At 69.4% G+C, this 16879-nt stretch carries 15 protein-coding genes; 11 read left to right on the top strand and 4 right to left on the bottom strand.

Features of this window, described 5'->3' with window-relative positions:
- Positions 1 to 35 precede the first annotated feature (35 nt).
- The 4 genes from BM214_RS00265 to BM214_RS00250 are packed head-to-tail and all read left to right on the top strand — an operon-like array spanning position 36 to position 4352.
- On the top strand, positions 36 to 797 hold the full coding sequence (locus BM214_RS00265) for a class I SAM-dependent methyltransferase (protein ID WP_090483206.1): 762 nt from the start codon (positions 36 to 38) through the stop codon (positions 795 to 797).
- The gene (locus BM214_RS00260) at positions 794 to 2137 is read left to right on the top strand and encodes a phenylacetate--CoA ligase family protein (RefSeq protein WP_090483205.1); all 1344 of its coding nucleotides are present in this window, start codon (positions 794 to 796) and stop codon (positions 2135 to 2137) included. Before BM214_RS00265 ends, BM214_RS00260 begins: the two co-directional genes overlap by 4 nt.
- Positions 2138 to 2139: 2 nt before the next feature.
- Complete coding sequence (locus BM214_RS00255; protein ID WP_090483204.1) at positions 2140 to 3366, top strand: glycosyltransferase; 1227 nt, start codon at positions 2140 to 2142, stop codon at positions 3364 to 3366.
- Positions 3363 to 4352 (top strand): polysaccharide deacetylase family protein, encoded by a 990-nt coding sequence (locus tag BM214_RS00250; protein WP_244887781.1) that lies wholly within the window; start codon positions 3363 to 3365, stop codon positions 4350 to 4352. The genes BM214_RS00255 and BM214_RS00250 overlap by 4 nt, the downstream gene beginning before the upstream one ends.
- Here BM214_RS00250 and BM214_RS00245 read toward each other — a convergent pair.
- The gene (locus tag BM214_RS00245; RefSeq protein WP_090483202.1) at positions 4340 to 5515 is read right to left on the bottom strand and encodes a glycosyltransferase family 4 protein; all 1176 of its coding nucleotides are present in this window, start codon (positions 5513 to 5515) and stop codon (positions 4340 to 4342) included. The genes BM214_RS00250 and BM214_RS00245 overlap by 13 nt on opposite strands.
- The gene (locus BM214_RS00240) at positions 5515 to 7359 is read right to left on the bottom strand and encodes an asparagine synthetase B family protein (RefSeq protein WP_090483201.1); all 1845 of its coding nucleotides are present in this window, start codon (positions 7357 to 7359) and stop codon (positions 5515 to 5517) included. The genes BM214_RS00245 and BM214_RS00240 overlap by 1 nt, the downstream gene beginning before the upstream one ends.
- A gap of 149 nt (positions 7360 to 7508) precedes the next feature.
- Between BM214_RS00240 and BM214_RS00235 the strand changes: the two genes are divergently transcribed.
- The 7 genes from BM214_RS00235 (at position 7509) to BM214_RS00205 (ending at position 14226) form a co-directional block, all read left to right on the top strand.
- Entirely contained in the window at positions 7509 to 7763 is a 255-nt protein-coding gene (locus BM214_RS00235) for an acyl carrier protein (protein ID WP_090483200.1), read from the top strand.
- Positions 7764 to 7789: 26 nt separating this feature from the next.
- Positions 7790 to 8605 carry a hydrolase 2, exosortase A system-associated gene (locus tag BM214_RS00230; RefSeq protein ID WP_090483199.1) on the top strand — a complete coding sequence of 272 codons (816 nt, stop codon included), beginning with the start codon at positions 7790 to 7792 and terminating at the stop codon, positions 8603 to 8605.
- Positions 8602 to 9480 carry a hydrolase 1, exosortase A system-associated gene (locus BM214_RS00225; protein WP_090483198.1) on the top strand — a complete coding sequence of 293 codons (879 nt, stop codon included), beginning with the start codon at positions 8602 to 8604 and terminating at the stop codon, positions 9478 to 9480. Before BM214_RS00230 ends, BM214_RS00225 begins: the two co-directional genes overlap by 4 nt.
- Positions 9477 to 10211, top strand: coding sequence for a GNAT family N-acetyltransferase (locus BM214_RS00220; protein ID WP_090483197.1), 735 nt, complete (start codon positions 9477 to 9479; stop codon positions 10209 to 10211). The genes BM214_RS00225 and BM214_RS00220 overlap by 4 nt, the downstream gene beginning before the upstream one ends.
- A 96-nt stretch (positions 10212 to 10307) precedes the next feature.
- Complete coding sequence (locus tag BM214_RS00215; protein WP_177217534.1) at positions 10308 to 10910, top strand: tetratricopeptide repeat protein; 603 nt, start codon at positions 10308 to 10310, stop codon at positions 10908 to 10910.
- 68 nt (positions 10911 to 10978) lie between these two features.
- Positions 10979 to 12379: a putative O-glycosylation ligase, exosortase A system-associated gene (locus BM214_RS00210; RefSeq protein WP_090483404.1), complete on the top strand. Its 1401-nt coding sequence runs from the start codon at positions 10979 to 10981 to the stop codon at positions 12377 to 12379.
- Positions 12376 to 14226, top strand: a complete 1851-nt coding sequence (locus BM214_RS00205; RefSeq protein WP_090483195.1) for a hypothetical protein — start codon at positions 12376 to 12378, stop codon at positions 14224 to 14226. Before BM214_RS00210 ends, BM214_RS00205 begins: the two co-directional genes overlap by 4 nt.
- On the opposite strand, the gene BM214_RS00200 is transcribed toward BM214_RS00205, so the two are convergent.
- Positions 14187 to 15734, bottom strand: a complete 1548-nt coding sequence (locus tag BM214_RS00200; protein WP_090483194.1) for an asparagine synthase-related protein — start codon at positions 15732 to 15734, stop codon at positions 14187 to 14189. The two genes, BM214_RS00205 and BM214_RS00200, sit on opposite strands and share 40 nt — an antisense overlap.
- Positions 15735 to 15766: 32 nt before the next feature.
- Positions 15767 to 16774, bottom strand: a complete 1008-nt coding sequence (locus tag BM214_RS00195; protein ID WP_090483193.1) for a glycosyltransferase family 2 protein — start codon at positions 16772 to 16774, stop codon at positions 15767 to 15769.
- Between the last annotated feature and the right edge of the window lie 105 nt (positions 16775 to 16879).

The raw sequence follows: 16879 nt of genomic DNA, 5'->3' as shown, positions 1-16879 counted from the left end.
GCTACAGTGGCGCAAAAATCGATGCACCATCGCCCATGACGCGCCCCGGTTTCGAAGAGCAGTGGCGTCGGCGTTTCGTCCAGCGGGGCAGCCGCTTCGATGACGACGCTGGCATCGCCGGCTGGACCCCCTCCGGCCTGGAGACCCGGCTGCGCAACTTCCGGCGTGTCTGGCCCGGTGACCGCCCCGGGGCCTTGTGGCTGGACGCCGGTTGCGGCGCCGGGAGCTACACCCGGCACCTGTCCGCCTGCGGGGTGCGCCCCGTGGGCCTGGACTATGCCCTGCCTTCCCTGCGCAAGGCCCGCCAGCGCAGCCCCGGGGACATCCCCTGGATGGTGGGGGATGTCACCCGCCTGCCGGTGGCCCCGGCCAGCCTGGACGGCATCCTCTGCCTGGGGGTGATGCAGGCCCTGGCCCGGCCGGAGGCGGCGGTGGCCGAGCTGATGGCGGCGGTGCGCCCCGGCGGCCAGATCTGGATCGACGTGCTCAACGCGGATTGCCTGATCACCCGGCTGCAGCGGGGGCTGGCGCGCCTGCGGGGCCGGGGGATGGTTCTGCGCTATGACCGGCCCCGGCAGCTGGCCCACTGGCTTCGGGCCCACGGGGCCGAGGACGTGCGCATCCACTGGGTCCCCATCCTCCCGGGGCCTCTGCGGCGGTTGCAGCCCTGGCTGGAGACCCCGGCGGTGCGCCGCCTGCTGGCGACGGTCCCCGGGATCGGGGCCCTGGTGAGCCACGCCGTGCTCGTCTCGGCGGTGAAGACGGGGGTGCAGCCCGCCCATGGGGCCGGGTCGTGACCGCCCCCGGGGAGGTCCTGGCGCGGCGTCTGCTGCTGCCCCTGCACGAGCGCCTGCGGGGCCGCTCCACCATCCCCCAGTGGCGGCGGCTGCACGCCGCGGACCGCCTGGACCCGAGCACCTGGGAGGCCTGGCGCCTGGAGAAACTGCGCGCCCTGCTGGCCCATTGTCTGCGGGAGGTCCCCCACTACCGGGAGCAGCTGCACGCGGCGGGGCTGGTGCGGCCGGAGGCGGTCACCCTGGAGGATCTGGGCCGGCTGCCGGTGCTGGAGCGGTATACCCTGCGCACCCAGGCCGACCGGCTCATCGCCCCCGCCTGGCGGGACCGCCTCATCCGCTACAGCACCGGCGGTTCCACCGGGCAGCCGCTGGTCTTTTACACCGACAAGCACCGCGAGGCCTGCCTCAATGCCCAGAAGCTGCGGGCCAGGGCCTGGTTCGGGGTCCTGCCGGGGGATCGCCAGGTGGATTTCTGGGGCTCCCCCATCGAGATGGACCGCCAGACCCGGGTGCGCCGGCTCAAGGACCGCTGGCTGCTGAATCAGGTGGTGCTCTCCGCCTCCCATCTCTCCCCGGGGCGCATCGATGCCTATGCCCGTTTCCTGGCCACCTGGCGGCCCCGCCTCATCTACGGCTATCCCACGGTGATCTACCGGGTCGCCCAGCATCTGCTGGAACACCCGGGCCGATTGGGCGATTACCGCCCGCGCCTGATCGCCTGCACCTCCGAGATGCTTCTGCCCCACCTGCGCGAGACCATCGCCCGGGCCTTCGTCTGCCCCGTGGCCAATGAATACGGCTCCCGGGACGGCGGCATGATCGCCCACGAATGCCCCGAGGGGCATCTGCACATCCTCGGCGAGCAGGTGATCGTGGAGGTGGACCGGCCGGATGCGGACGGGATCGGGGATCTGCTCATCACCAACCTGGATGGCTATGGCATGCCCTTCATCCGCTATCGCATCGGCGATCGCGGGGCCCTGACCGACGCACCCTGTCCCTGCGGTCTGCCCCTGCCGCGGCTGCGGGAGATCCAGGGCCGGGCCAATGACTTTCTGGTGGGGCAGGGCGGCCGCCTGGTGCACAGTTCCACCGCCAATTACATCCTCCGGGAGATCCCCGCCCTGCGGCAATATCAGCTGCGCCAGCGTGCGGATCACAGCTTCGACCTGATCCTGGTGCCGTCCCGGCCGTTGACCGGGGCCGAGGAGGATCATATCCGCCAGGGCTTGTGCCGCATCCTGGACGAGGCCGTGGCGGTGCGTTTCCATCCAACGCAGGGCATCCCGCCCGAGAAGTCGGGGAAGTATCGCTGGGTGATCAGCGAGGCGCTGGCATGAGCATGGAACAAGAACGTCCCCGTCTGGTGGTGTACACCCATGTCTTCCCCAACCAGGTCCAGCCCACCTATGGCATCTTCGTGCGCGAGCGCATGTTCCGCGTGGCCCAAAGCCTGCCGGTGACCGTGGTGGCGCCGGTGCCCTGGTTCCCCGGACAGGGCCTGCTGCGCCGCCTGCGTCCCCATTACCGGCCCGAGCCGCCCTATCACGAGGTGCAACAGGGGATCGAGGTCTACCACCCCCGGTTTCTCTGCATCCCCCGGTTTCTCAAGTGTACCGATGGCCTTTTGGAGGCCCTGTTCACTTGGCCGCTGATGCGCCGGCTCCAGCGGGAGGGGCGGCTGGACCTGATCGATGCCCATTTCGTCTATCCCGATGGGGTGGCGGCGTGGCTGCTGGGGCGGTGGCTTGGGGTGCCCCACACCATCACCCTGCGGGGCACCATCCTGCGCATCTCCCGCACCCGCCTGCGCCGCTGGCTGGCCACGCGGGCCATGCAACGGGCCGCCCGGGTGTTTTCGGTGGCGGATTCCCTGCGCCGCACGGCCCTTTCCATGGGGGTGCCCGCGGATCAGGTCCAGGTGGTGGCCAATGGCATCAACCTGGAGCTGTTCCAGCCGGAGGACCGGCAGGCCTGCCGGCGGCGGTTGGGTATCCCCGCCGATGCCCGGGTGCTCATCACCGTGGGCACACTGAATGAACGCAAGGGCTTCCATCGGGTCATCGAACAGATGCCGGCCCTGCTGGAGCGCTATCCCGATCTGATCTATCTGGCGGTGGGGGGAGAAAACCCCGACGGAGACCGGCGGCGGTTGCAGGAACTGGCCGCTGCGCTGGGGGTGGAGGGGCAGGTGTACTTTGCCGGGCAGCAGCCCCCCGAGGTGCTGCGGTATTACTACTCCGCCGCCGATCTGTTCGTGCTGCCCACCCGCTTCGAGGGATGGGCCAACGTGTTCCTGGAGGCGGCGGCCTGCAGCCTGCCCACCGTGACCACCCGGGTGGGGGGAAATGCGGAGGTGATCTGTTCCCCCATGCTGGGGGACCTGGTGCCGCTGGGGGACGGACCGGCCCTGCGGGAGGCCATCGTGAAGGCCCTGGAGGGGGAGTGGGACCACGGGGCCATCCTCGCCCATGCGCGATCCCAGGCCTGGGAGCGGCGCATCCCGGAACTGCTGCGCGCCTTCGCGACGCTTACGGCCCTGCGCACCGGTGGGGCGGGGCGCCCATGACGCCCCCCCTTGCGGTGCGCATGATGCGCCCCATCGCCGGCCTGCTGGCCCCCGGGGGGCGCCGAGCCCGCCTTTCCATCCTCATCTACCACCGGGTCCGCCCTGAACCGGACCCGATGCTGCCCGGCGACCCGGATGCCGCCACCTTCCGCTGGCAGATGGAGACGGTCTCCGGGCTGTTTCGCGTGCTGCCCCTGGCGGAGGCGGCCGCGCGTCTGCAAAGGGGCAGCCTGCCGCCCCGGGCCGCCTGCATCACCTTCGATGACGGCTATGCGGACAACCACGACGTGGCCCTGCCCATCCTGCAATCCCTGGGATTGCCCGCCACCTTCTTCGTGGCCACCGGCTTTCTCGATGGCGGCATGATGTTCAACGACCGCATCCTCGAGACGATCCGCCGGCTGTCGCCGGGGTTACAGGATCTGGGCTTTCTGGGGCTGGGGATGCGGGAGATCCCGGTGGAGATGGAAGCCCGCCATGCCCTGGCCATGGAGGCGATTCGGGCGGTAAAGCACCTGCCCGGGGAAGAGCGTTCGCAACGGGCGGCGGCATTGCAGGCCCTGACTCCGTCGCCCTTGCCCCGGGACCTGATGATGACCACTGCGCAGGTCCGGGCCCTGGATGGGGCCGGGATGGAGATCGGCGGACACACCCATACCCATCCCATTCTGGCCCGCCTGCCGGGGCCGGCGGCGAAGGAGGAGATCGCCCGGGGCAAGGGGATACTGGAATCCATGCTGGGGCACCGGATCCGCGTCTTTGCCTACCCCAATGGCAAGCCCGGGAAGGACTATGGTCTGGAGCACGTGGGCATGGTCCGGGACTGCGGCTTTGATGCCGCCGTGGCCACGGCCTGGGGGGTGTCCAACGCCTCCCGGGATCCCTTTCAGCTGGCACGTTTCACGCCCTGGGACACGACGCCAATCCCATTCGCACTGCGCTTGGGGCGCAATCTGCTGCGCAATTCACCGGATCAGGCCCGTTGAGATCGGGCCTTCCTGTTGTCTTCAATGAGCCTTGCAGCGGCCTCTACCACGCGCGTGGCGTTGTGGTCCCAGGTGAGTTGTTTCTCCTGGATGGTGCGCCGGGCCTGGGCGCTGAGCCGGGCCCGCAGGGGGGCATCATTGCATAGCCGCTCCACTGCCTGTTTGAAGGCATCGCTGTTGCCGCAATCGAAGAGCAGGCCGTTGTGCCCGTGGGTCAGGATCTCCCGGATGTTGGCCTTGTCCGGTGCCACGATGGCGCGGCCCAGGGCCAGGTATTCGAACAGCTTGAGGGGGGATGCGTAGTCCACCACATCCGGCTGCAGGGCGATATCGAAGGCGGCCACGTATCTGGCCACCTGGTCGCGCGGGATGATGCCGGTGATGGTGACCCGATCCTCGACCCCCAAGGCCCGGGCGCGTTCCCGGATGGACGCACAGGCGGGGCCGTCCCCGACGATGAGCAGGTGCCGCTGGCCTGCATCCTCGCGGAGCAGGTCCACGACCCGTTCAAGGCCGTGCCACTCGCGCACGAAGCCGGTAAAGCCCAACACCAGCCGGTCCTCCAACCCCAGTGCGGCCTTGGCCTCGTGCGTGGCGGGGAAGCGCTGGAATTTTTCCGTGTCGATGCCATTGGCAAGGACGCGGATGCGTTCGGGGTCCACGCCCCGGGCGATCATCCGTTGCGCCAGGACCTGTGTCACGGGCAGCGCACGATCGGCCCGTCTCCAGACATGATCCTCGCTCCAGCGCGCCAATCGGGGCAGCGCGATCCCGTTGAAGCGCTGGCGCTCCTCGAACAGGGGGGCGTTCACCTCCAGCAGCAGCGGAATCCTCAGCAAACGGCTGGCCCAGGTACCCGAGGGCAGATAGAGGTTATAGCGTTCGTAGAGGCAATCGGGGCGGTGGCGAAGGGCTTGGGCAAGGATCTGCACGAAGGCCACCAGGGCATAGGCCAGCTCCAGCAATTCGTACACGCCCGCCGGGATATGTCTTTTCAACCGGGCCACCAGGCGGCTGCCGTGTCCGAATTCATGGTCCTCCATCAGGCTAGGCGCCACCATGATGATCTCGTGGCCCTGGCGCTGCAGGGCCTGGGTCAACTCCTGCACATGGACGTATTGCCCATCCTTGGAGGCGATCCGGTGGTGATAGAGGATACGCATCAACCCGGGCCCTCGACGGACAGATCATGGGTCTCCAGCCACAGGTCCAGCATCATCAGGATCCACACCATCTCCCCGTAGTAGACGGCGTGCTGTTGCCGGTGCATCTGGATGAGCCGGTCGATGAAGGCGGGTTGCAGGATCCCCCGGTCCTTGAAGCGCAGCAGCCCGTCGTAGGCCATCTCCTGAAGGGGAGGGTGTTCCTGCATCCATACGCCGAAGGGCAGGCCGAAGCCGTGCTTCTTCTTGTGAATGATGCGCTCGGGGAGGAAGCCGCTCATGGCCTCCTTGTAGAAGTGGCGCAGGCGCCCTCTTGAGGCCTTCAGGGCCGAGGGGATGCGGCAGGAGAAGTCCACCAGGTCCTCGTCCAGCATGGGATACACCACGTCCACCCCGGCCAGCTGGCCCATGCGGCTCACCTTGCGCAGGTCGTTGTCCGCCAGGGTCTGTTGCCAGTCCAGGTACATCATGCGGTTCAGGGGCGACGCCCCGTCGGGGCGATGGTAGAGATCCCGCATGAGGGTCCAGGGGGCCTCCCGGTCCACCTGGGCGAGAAAATCCGCCTCGAACACCGTTTCCGCATCCAGGCGATACAGGTGGTTGTAGGTCTGCAGGCGGTCGGGCAGGGGGATGCGGGCCTGTTCCACGTAGCTGCGGGCCTTGCCCAGCAGGGGCGCGCCCCGGGGCAGGTGCGTGAACAACGGTTCCAGCAATTTCCGGCGCAAGGGGGCGGGCAGGCGTCCCCAGTGTTCGAACACCTGCTGTTTCACGTAACGGGCGTTGCCGGCGAAGAGTTCGTCGCCGCCGTCCCCGGCCAGCATGCGCCGGATGCCGGTATCGGCGGCCATGCGGGCGCAGAAATAGGCGGGCAGGGCCGAGGAATTGCCAAAGGGCTCGTCATAGGCCGCTGCGATCAGGGGCACCGCCGCCACCACGTCCTCGGGGGTGACGTAGTATTCGTGGCTGCGGGTGCGGAAGTGGCGGGCGGCTTCCCGGGCGTAGTCCATCTCGTCATAGCCCGGGGCATGGAAGCCGATGCTGAAGGTGTCGGCCTCGCCGGGGCGCAGGGCGGCCAGGTAACCGCTCACGGTGGAGCTGTCCAGGCCACCGCTGAGGAAGGCCCCGGTGCGGGGTTCCTCGTTCCGGCGTTGTACCGCCGTCTCCAGCCGCTGGTGGAGTTCCCGGCCCAGGGCCTTGGCATCGGCCCCGGCCGGTTCCTGGAACTGCGGTTGCCAGTAGGCCTCCACCCGTGCCGGACCATCGCCCTCCAGGGTCAGGCAGTGGCCCCCCTGGAGCTTCTCCAGCCCGGCGTAGAGGCTCACCGGGGCCGGGAGCATGTGAAAGAAGAGGTAGTGGAAGAGGCCGTCGGGGGTGACGCGCCGCGCGATGCCGGGGTGGGCCAGCACGCTGGAGGCCGAGGTGCCGAAGGCCACCCCGGTGGCGGTGCGGGCGAAATACAGGGGAAACTGGCCGATGCGGTCGATGGCCGCCAGCAGGCGCCGCTGCTCCGGGTCCAGCACGCACAGGGCAAAGTCCCCCCCCAGCCGCTCCAGCATGCCCCGCCCGTGGCGCCGGTAGCCTTCCCACAGGGCCCGGGCCGGGTCGCCGTCGCGGGCCAGGGCGGCCAGTTCCGCGTCCCGCCAGCGGGGGTGTCCGGCGAGGGCGACCACCACGCCCCCGGCCTCCCCCGCGGTCCAGCCATCCCGGACCTGGCAGGCCCCGCCATGGGTCTCGCGATGCTGCGCCGGGGCCCCCGGCCGGGCGGGGAGTTCCCCGGCGCAGGAGGGACCGGCGTGTGCGGGCACACCATCGCCCGGGGTAAACCAACCGCAGAGTCCTGCCATATGCCTGTTCGCCCCTGGGGATGGGGTTATATACTTTATGCCCGGTAGGCATCCCTTCAGTGGGTCATCATAATCCCAGCGGTCCTCTTCGGGCCAGCCACGCACCCTCGTCGCGATGGCCCCGACCGCGACAAGACACGGGGAACAGAATGTCGAGCATGGAACAGATCAAGGGGGTCCTGGATACCGTCCTGGGCCTGAACGGGCGTTCGGCCGCGTTCGAGGCCTCCACCCCGTTGCTGGGGCATCTCCCCGAACTGGATTCCATGGCGGTGGTGGGCATCCTCACCGCTCTGGAGGAGCAGTTCGGCATCGTGGTGGACGATGACGAGATCAGCGGGGAGACGTTCGAGACGCTGGGTTCGCTCACGACCTTCGTCGATCAGAAGCGGGCAGGGGCCTGACCCCGGGGGGGCGGTAGGGCGTGGCGATGGACGTGGGCTTCATCCAGGGCGGGCGGGGTGCCCTGTTCCGGGTGATCCATCGCCCCCCCGCCGGGACCCCCGCGCGGGGATCCGTCCTGTATGTCCATCCCTTCCTGGAGGAGCACAACAAATCCCGGCGCATGGCGGCCCTGCAGGCCCGCCGCCTGGCGGCCGGGGGATGGACGGTGATTCAGCCGGATCTCTTTGGCTGCGGCGACAGCGACGGGGATTTCGAGCAGGCCCGCTGGTCGGGCTGGGTCGAGGATCTGCTGACCTGTGTGCGGGAGGTGGCGAAGGAGGGGGATCACCCCCTGATCCTGTGGGGGCTGCGGGGGGGATGCCTGCTCTTAGCGGATCTGCTGCCCCACCTCCCCCGCCCACCCGGGCTCACCCTCCTCTGGCAGCCGGTGCCCCGGGGCGAGGTGCTCCTGAATCAGATCCTGCGCCTGCGCCTGGCCTCGGGGCTCCTGGCGGGCGGCCCGGGGGAGGGCACTCAGGCCCTGCGCCAGCGGCTGCAGGCCGGGGAGACCCTGGAGGTGGCGGGCTATGGCCTGCATCCGGAGTGGGCGGCTGGGCTTGCGGCGGCGGCGCTGCAACCCCCGCCGGCTGGGGACGTGGCCTGGTTCGAGGTGGCCGCCGGAGACGAACCGGCATTGTCCCCCGCCGCCACGCGGCAGGTGGAGGCCTGGCGCACGGCGGGTCATGGGGTGACCGCCCGGGCCGTCCCCGGCGAGCCCTTTTGGGCCACCCAGGAGATCCGTGAGGTCCCGGAGATGATCGAGGCCACGACCCGTTGCGTCCAGGAGGTCATGGGGCCATGAACCCGGAGGCCTTTCTCTTTCACGTGGGGGATGACCCCTTGGTGGGCCTGGTCCATGCGGGGGACTCCGGCGTGCGTACCGGGGTGTTGATGGTCGTGGGCGGCCCCCAGTATCGGGTGGGCAGCCATCGCCAGTTCCTGTTGCTGGCGCGGCATCTTGCCGCCCACGGCATCCCCGTGATGCGCTTCGATTCCCGGGGCATGGGGGATTCCGGGGGGGAAGCGCGGGATTTCGAGCACATCGATGCGGACATCGCCGCCGCCGTGGATGCCTTCCTGGCCCGGGCCCCGCAACTGGAGCGGGTGGTCCTCTGGGGCCTGTGCGACGCGGCCTCGGCGGCCCTCCTGTACGCCTGGCGGGATCCCCGCATCGCCGGGCTGGTGCTGCTCAACCCCTGGGTGCGTACCGAGGCCGGTCTGGCCCGGGCGTATCTCAGGGGATACTACCGTCAGCGCCTGCTGAGCCCTGCCTTCTGGGGCGACCTGCTGCGGGGGAGGGTGGACCTGCGCCACTCCCTGGTCTCCCTCGCCGGGATGTTGCGCCGCGCCCTGGCCCGGGGACGTCCGCAAGGTGCGAACCCGGGGGAGACCGTTGTTGACCACGACGCCCCCTTGCCCCGGCGCATGGCCGAGGGATGGCGGCGCTTTCCCGGCCCCATCCTGCTGATCCTCAGCGGGGAGGACCTCACCGCCGCCGAGTTCCGGCAATGCGCCAGCGGCGATCCCGCCTGGCGCGGCCTGCTGGAGGCATCCCGGGTGACGCTGCGGGAACTGCCCGGGGCCAACCACACCTTCTCGCGGCGGGAGTGGCGGGAGCCGGTGGAGCGGTGGACCCGGGAATGGGTCACCCGATGGCCGGATGTCCCGCGGTCATGATCGGGGTGCAGACGCAGAAACGGTCCATGCTCCAGGGGCTCGTGCATCGCCTGTCCTCCCCGCTGCATACCCTGGGCCGCCGCAATGGCCTGTGGTATCTTCTCTCCCGCGCCCTGGAACGGGGCAGCGGCGGGCGGGTGCGGCTGATCCGCTATCTCCTGGTGGCCCAACCCCTGCCGGAGGGTCCCCCCGCCCGGGCCTTGCGGGATCCCGGGGTGACGGTGCGCGAGGCCGGTCACGGGGATCCCCTGCTGCAGCACCTGCCCCATCCGGCGGCCGTGATCCGGGGCCGTTTCGCCCAGGGGGCCCGTTGCCTGGCAGTGGTCCGCGGCGCCGACCCCATGGCCTTTCTCTGGTGGACCGAGGGCCCCTATGAGGAGGATGAGGTACGCTGCCGTTTCGAACCGGCGCCGGAAGGGGAGGCGGTGTGGGATTTCGATGTCTATGTGTTCCCCCGCCATCGTTTCGGTACCGCCTTCGCTCGCCTGTGGGGCGAGGCGGGGGCGCGGCTGCGGCAGCGGGGCTACCGTGCCAGCTGCAGCCGCATCTCCGCCTTCAATGCCGCCTCCGTGGCCTCCCACCGGCGTCTGGGGGCCCGGGTCACCGGCATGCGGACCTTTCTCGTCCTGGGACCATTGCAGGTAAGCTGGGGCCGGGGGCGGCCCGGATTCCATGTCTCGCTGCGGGATGCCGCCCGGCCGCGGGTGCGGGTGCCTTCCCGTGCCGTCTAGGTGTTGCTATGTTTCAATGGAATACGATCCGGGCCTGCGGGACAGGCGGGGGGCAGCATGCGGGTTCTGCAGCGAATGGTTTGGATCATCGCCCTCGTGGCGCTCCTCCCTTCCATGGCCATGGCGGCGGGGTGGTGCGGTGATCCACCGGGGCAGAATCTGGACTATCTCAACCCCGAGCACCGCAAGCGCTTAGGGTTGGTGGAGCGCTTCCATTTCACCGAGGAGGTGCGCACCCTCCGCCGGGGGGCGACCGGTTACCTCATCGGCGACCTGGAATATGTGCTCAACTACTATCCCAACCATCATGCCGCCCTGGATGCCCTGAGCCGCCTCGCCGTCCGCGAGGGGCGATCCCAACCTCATCGCGCGGAATGGCCCATCGAGTGCCGTTTTCAGTGGGCCCGGCAGGTGAATCCGCAGGATGCCATGGTGCCCCTGATCCAGGGGCTGCACGCCTTTCGTACGAAGAAGATGGACGCGGCCCGCAAATATCTCGAGGAGTCCGCCTCCATGGCCCCGGACAACCCCGAAGTCCATTACAACCTGGGGCTGGTGCTCTTCGATCTGGGGGAATACGAAGCGGCCCGGGAGCACGCCCGGCAGGCCTATGCCCGGGGTTATCCCCTGCCGGGCTTAAAGGACATGCTGCGCCGATCAGGTCATCCCGTGGACGTCCCCGCCGGGGAGGGGGGGTGATGCGAGGAACCGCCGCTCCCGCACCCGGGGGCCCATCCATCGCTGCTGTATGCGGGTGAGCCATGGCGCTGCGTGATCTCGCCCTCTTCACCATCGTCATGGGGCTGGTGCCCGTCATCCTCATGCGCCCCTGGGTGGGCATCCTGGGCTGGTATTGGGTGGGGCTCATGTCGCCCCATGGCCTCACCTGGGGGTTCATGCGCACCTTTCCCCTGGCCATGGTTATCGGCGGCACCACCCTGGTGGCCGTGTTCCTGGCAAAGGACCGGCGGCCCCTGCCCATGACCCGGGAGATGCTCCTGCTCTGCCTCTTCCTGGCCTGGGTCACCGTGACCAGTGTCTTTGCCGTGAGCCCCGACGGGGCCTGGGAGCAGTGGATCAAGCTGGTGAAGATCCTGGCCATCACCTTCGTCGCCCCCATGCTCATCTTCGGTGAGCGGCGGGTGGTCCCGCTGCTGCTGGTGATCACCGGGTCCATCGCCTTCTATGGCTTCAAGGGCGGCATCTTCGCCATCCTCACCGGCGGCCAGCATCAGGTGCTGGGGCCGCCGCGCTCCTTCCTGGAAGGTAACACCTACATCGGCATGGCCATGGTGATGATCCTGCCCATGATCCTGGCCACCGCGCGCATGTTCCACCATCGCTGGCTGGACTGGGGGATCCCCCGGCTGCAGCGCTGGATGCGGCCCCTGGGCTGGGGGGCGTACGCCACCTTCTGGCTCACCGCCATCGCCATCCTGGCCACTTATTCCCGCGGGGCCTTCCTGGGGATCCTGGCGGTGGCCCCCTTCCTCTTCCTGCGAATGCGCCGCAAGGGGATGCTGGTGGCCTTGGCCTTTGTCCTGGTGTCCGTGGTGGGGGTCACCGTGCCGGACAAGCTGATGGAGCGCTGGGAGAGCATCCGCCATTATCAGGAGGACACCTCCGCCATGCAGCGCATCCAGTCCTGGGGGGTGAACTGGAACATGGCCCTGGAGCGCCCTCTGACGGGGATGGGATTCAACCACGAGGGGATGGGCTACAACTGGTGGATCCAGTATGCCGAGTTCGAGGGGACCTGGCGTTTCGCCCTTTCCCCCCACAGCACCTACTTCCAGCTCATGGGGCAGCATGGCTTCACCGGCTTGGGGATCTACCTGCTCTTGATGGGGGCCATGCTGGCAACCTTGCACCGCATCCAGATGACTGCCCGAAGGCGTACCGGTCAGGCCTGGCTGGAGGAATACGCCTGGGCCGTCAAGGTGGGGCTCATCGGTTTCCTGGTGGCCGGGGCCTTCCTGGACATGGCCTACTTCGAGCTGGTCTATGCCCTGGTTGCCCTCACCGTGATCCTGCGGCGGGAACTGGACGAGGGCACGGTGCCGGCCACGCAGGCGGCGGTGGCCGCCGATGAGGAAGGCGCGCCGGGCCCCAGGTTTCCGGACTTCGTCGTTGCCCCCGGATCCGGCCGGCCAGGTGGACGGCAGTGACCCGGCCCCGGGCGGCAGAAGCCCCGGCGTCCCCTGGGGACGAGATCTCCGGGCTGCTGGACGATGTGCTGCGGGGGCTGATCTCGGGGCTGGAAAAGTGGGTGGACCCCGCCGGCGTGCTGCAGGACCCGGTCACCGGTGGACCCTCGCCGCCGGATCACTACGGCCCGCTGGCGACCGCCCTGGCCCTGCGTCTGTACCAGGGACCTGACAGCCGGTGGCGGGATCTGCTCCAGGTCCGGGTGAGCATCCCCGATGGGCAGTTGGACCATGCCCCCTTCAACCGCTTCCTGCTCCTCTTGCTGGAGGAGGGGATACGGGCCGATGCCCCGGCCGACGAGGATCTGCGGTGCCTGCGGGGGCAGCGCAGGCGCTGCCCCCTGGACCGGCGGTATCCCTCCAACAACTGGACCTTACTGGCCGGACTGTGCAGGGCCCTGGAGGCCCCCCCGGCGGCGGCCCCCCGGGCCTGGTCCCGTTGCCTGGCACAACTGGATGCCTGGCTCACCCCGGAGGGCGGTTTCGTGGATTTCCCGCGACGACCGGGCGGGAAGGGGGCTGTGGCCACCCCCATCGCCTACCATCACAAGGCCCTGTTCATCGCCGTCGCCGCCGCCCGGGCCTCGGGGCAGATCGCCTGGGAGGAACGGGTGCAGCGGATGCTGGGCTGGTCCCTGATGACCTGGGACGGTCAGGGCCATGCCGGCGGACTGGGCCGCAGTACCCACGCCCTGTTCGGCGACGCCTGCCTGGTCGCGGCCCTGATCCTCTTGGGAATGGACAGGCCGGAGTCCGTGGGGCATCCGGCACGGGCCCTGCTCCTGGGGATCCTGCGGCGCTGGCGAAGGCAAAGCCGCCCCGACGGGCTGATCCATCTCAATCCCGCAGGGGAGGACACCAGCGGGTGGGACGGATACATGTACCTGAGCGTGTACAACGCCTGGACCGCGGCCCTGCTGGCCTGGGCGCGGGCATGCCGCCAAGGGGATCGGGAGGGTATCCCCCGTGGGGGGCGCTCCCCGGGCGTGCCGGTCCCCTCGGGGGATGCACGGGCCGGGATCCTGCGCTGCGGGGATCCCGGGGGGCTGCTCCTGCTGCTGTCCACCCGCGGCCAGGCGCCCCAATCCTTTGGCCGAAAGGCGGCGGAACTGCGTTATGCCGGGGGCCAGCCCTTCCACCTCACCTGGCAGGGGCGGCCGCTGTGCCCGCCCCCGGTGCGGGTGGCGGTGGCCGAACTCCTGGATCATCCGGCCCTGGCCGGATGGATCTCCGTGTTGTCGGTGGATGGGCAGTTGTTCGGGTTGACGGACTGGCTGCAGGGGGCGGCCAGGCGGCAAGGCGATTCACTCCAGGTGACCCTTCATGGGAGCCCGCGCCAGTTGGTGAACCGCCCCCCTGAGGGTCTGGCGGGGCGGGGGGTGGCGGCCCTGGACTGGCGCCTCCTCGGGGGGCGGATGGGCCGCTCCGCGGCCCTGAAGCGTTCCTCCCTGGCCGGGGTGGAGGCCACCCTGCGGGTGCGCATGACCCTTGAGCGCCCCAGGCTGGAATGGGACCTGACCCTGCATCTGACAGGGGCGGGGCCTGTGACCCTGCTGAATCCCTGTGGACATACCTTTTTGGAGTCGTCACCGCCGGAGCGGGTGTCTTGGCGGATCCAGGCGGGGGGGCGCCCGCTGGCTTCCGGCGGCTGGCGCGGGGACCGCCTGCCCGCCGCGCTGCCGGGGGGCATGGGCCGCTGTCTGCCGCCCCTGACCCTGAACGGGCCGCACTGGCGTCTGTTGCTGGAACTGGTCTGGCCCGGGGCGGATCAGTCCGCCTCCAGGCAGGCCTCCAGTTCCAGCAGGTAGAGGGCGGGCTGGAGATACCAGGTGCGGGGGCAGCGGGGGCGGAGCAGGTCCCGGGTGAGCATGGCCAGGATGCGCTCGGAGCGCACCATCCGGGACCCCAGTCGCCCTGGATGACGCGCGAACTCTGCGAGGAAACCCCTCACCGCGCGGCGGTAATGGGCGCTCTCGGCGGACATGGGGGCCTTTGGGGCCGACGGGTCTTCAAAGGGTAGATGGGCGTACTGGGGGTAACCGCGGCGCAGGGCCTCGTCGTGCAGGGCATTGCCCATGGAGTACCCGGCATCCAGGTGGAAGAGGAAGTCGAACAGGTCGTGGTCCAGATAGGGGCAGTACACCGTCTCCACCGAACCGAGGATGGAGAAGGGGATGAGGCTGATGCCGCGCCGGGTGCGGTTCCAGAAGATGAAGGACATGAGGGGGTGGGGGGCGTCCACATGCCGTTCCAGTTCCGCCGCCACGGCCTCCATGGCCGGGGCCTCGTCCAGACGCCGGTCCATGGGCGGGCGCAGGGCCTGGGACAGGAACGGTTGCAGGCCGTTCTCCCGCAACAGGCGGGTGGCCAGCTTGCGGGTGTGGCCCGCCCGGGCCAGGGCCAGCTTCTCCTCGTTCACCTGAAATCCACCGGAGAGGACGCTCCCGGCCAGGCCGTCGTAGAGGGTCTGCACGCCGTGGGCCTGCAGCCAGGCGGCTACGGGGAGCAGCCAGGTGTGGCCGCTGCCACAGAGTTGGGTGAGTTCGATGTCCTTGCGGCTGGCGGCGAAGTAGTCCCTCGGCATGGCGATCTGCACGTTCTCCAGGCCCAGTTCGGCCGCCAGGATGCGGGCGATGCGCAGATCCTCGTTGGCGGAGGGGGGGCGGGATTGCACCGTCACGGTCCCAGCGGGGGGATGCCCCTGGGTCAGCAGCTCGAAGAGGATGTGCCGGGAATCGCGTCCGCCGCTGATGGGCAGGGTAAACCCCGCCTCGGGTGGGGGCCGCCGGGCGATGGCCTGGCGAAATAGGGCGATATAACGCTCCACGGCCTCATCGAAGGAGGCCACCGGCGGATCCGGCGCCGGCACCGATGGATCGCCCCGCTCCAGGCTGCAGGCCCCATCCTGCCAGGTGAGGGTGCTGCCCGGCGGCAGGACATGTACGCACTCAAAGGGGGTGGCCTCCCCGATGAAGAAGCCCAGGCGGAGGAAGACGGCCAGGGCGGTATCGTCCAGGGTCCTGGGGACGTCCCCGTCCAGCACCTGGAAGATGGACGGGGAGACGCGGATCATGCCCCCGTGACAGGCATAGAACAGGGGATGGATGCCGTAGCGGTCGTTGCGCACCACCAGCCGGTGGCCATCCCAGTCCCATTGTGCGAATACGCCGTCGGGGCCGTGACGCCCGCCGTGGTCCAGGCGGTGGCCCAGATGGCAGTGGGGGGTGCCCCGGGTGTGGGTCGTTCCACCCCGATGGCGGACCTCGAACCAGGGCCGCCGGCGGCCGCACAGCCCTTCCAGGGTGGTTTCCTCCATCCCCTCTTGTCTCCCCGATGTCGTAATCGTGCCTACGCCTCGTGACTGGATCGTCTTGCCAGGACGACACGTGCCAGATTCACCGGCAGGAGGGCCAGGAGGGCCGGGTCTTCCCGCAGGGTGGCGAGCACCCGCGGCCAGTCCACCGGCATGCGCCGGCGCAGCAGGTGCAGCAGCGTGGCTACGAAGCCCTGGCGGGCCTCGTCCAGCTGTCCCTGCACAAAGGCCTCCTGTTCCGGGGTCAGGCGGATCCGCTCCCGCACGCGGCGGGCCAGACGGATGTAGCTGCACACCAGCCGCAGGGATCCCTCGCTGCCCCATTGGGCCTTGTCGAAGATGTTCACCCCCTCGCCCTCGTGGGCATAGATGCGGGGGGAGAAGGCCACGCGTTCCAGGTCCTGCCCCAGGGTGAGCTTGAACAGCCGGTCCTGCCCGTTGTAGATGCCCGGGTCGAAGCGTACCTGGGGGAACTTCTCGAAGCGGTAGGCGAAGGTGGTGGGGCCGATCAGGCTGGTGCGCCTCACCAGCAGGTCGAAGAAGTCCCCATGATATTCATGGATCCCCCGTTCGGGGTCGAGGATGGGATGCCGGGTGGCCTGCAGGTCCAGGCCCTTGTCCGCCTCCCATTCAAACCGTGTCTTCTCCTGTCCGGTGCGCGTGCTGTTGCCGATGAACAGGTCGTAACCCTGCCCCAGGGCCGTGACGGCGTCCTCCAGGAAGGGGCCGGTCCAGTGGTCGTCGGAATCCAGGAAGGTGACCAGCGGCGTGCCCGCGGGCACGTGGTCCAGGCCGGTGTTGCGCGCCGCACCGGGGCCGGCATTGCGCTGCAGTACCACCTGGATCCGGTGATCCCCGAAGCGGGGCAGCAGGGGGGCCACCTCGGCGGCGGCCGGGACCGGGGAGCCGTCGTCCACCACGATGACCCGGAAGCGGATCTCCCCGGGTTGTTCCAATACGGAGTGCACGCACTGGCGCAGCAGGCCCGCACGGCGTTGGTAGTAGGGGATGACGATGGCGATCTGCGGGGGCGTCTGGGGCATGATCCGTGCTTTCCTTGATTGTCCTGCCACGGGGCATCGCCCCTGGAGGGATGCTAGCGGAAAAATGGCAGGGTGTCCCTGCCCCCAACCCATGGTAGGCCCATC

The sequence above is a fragment of the Ectothiorhodospira mobilis genome, from assembly GCF_900114895.1.
GTDB lineage: Bacteria > Pseudomonadota > Gammaproteobacteria > Ectothiorhodospirales > Ectothiorhodospiraceae > Ectothiorhodospira > Ectothiorhodospira mobilis_A.
This window is presented reverse-complemented; position numbering and strand designations above follow the sequence as displayed.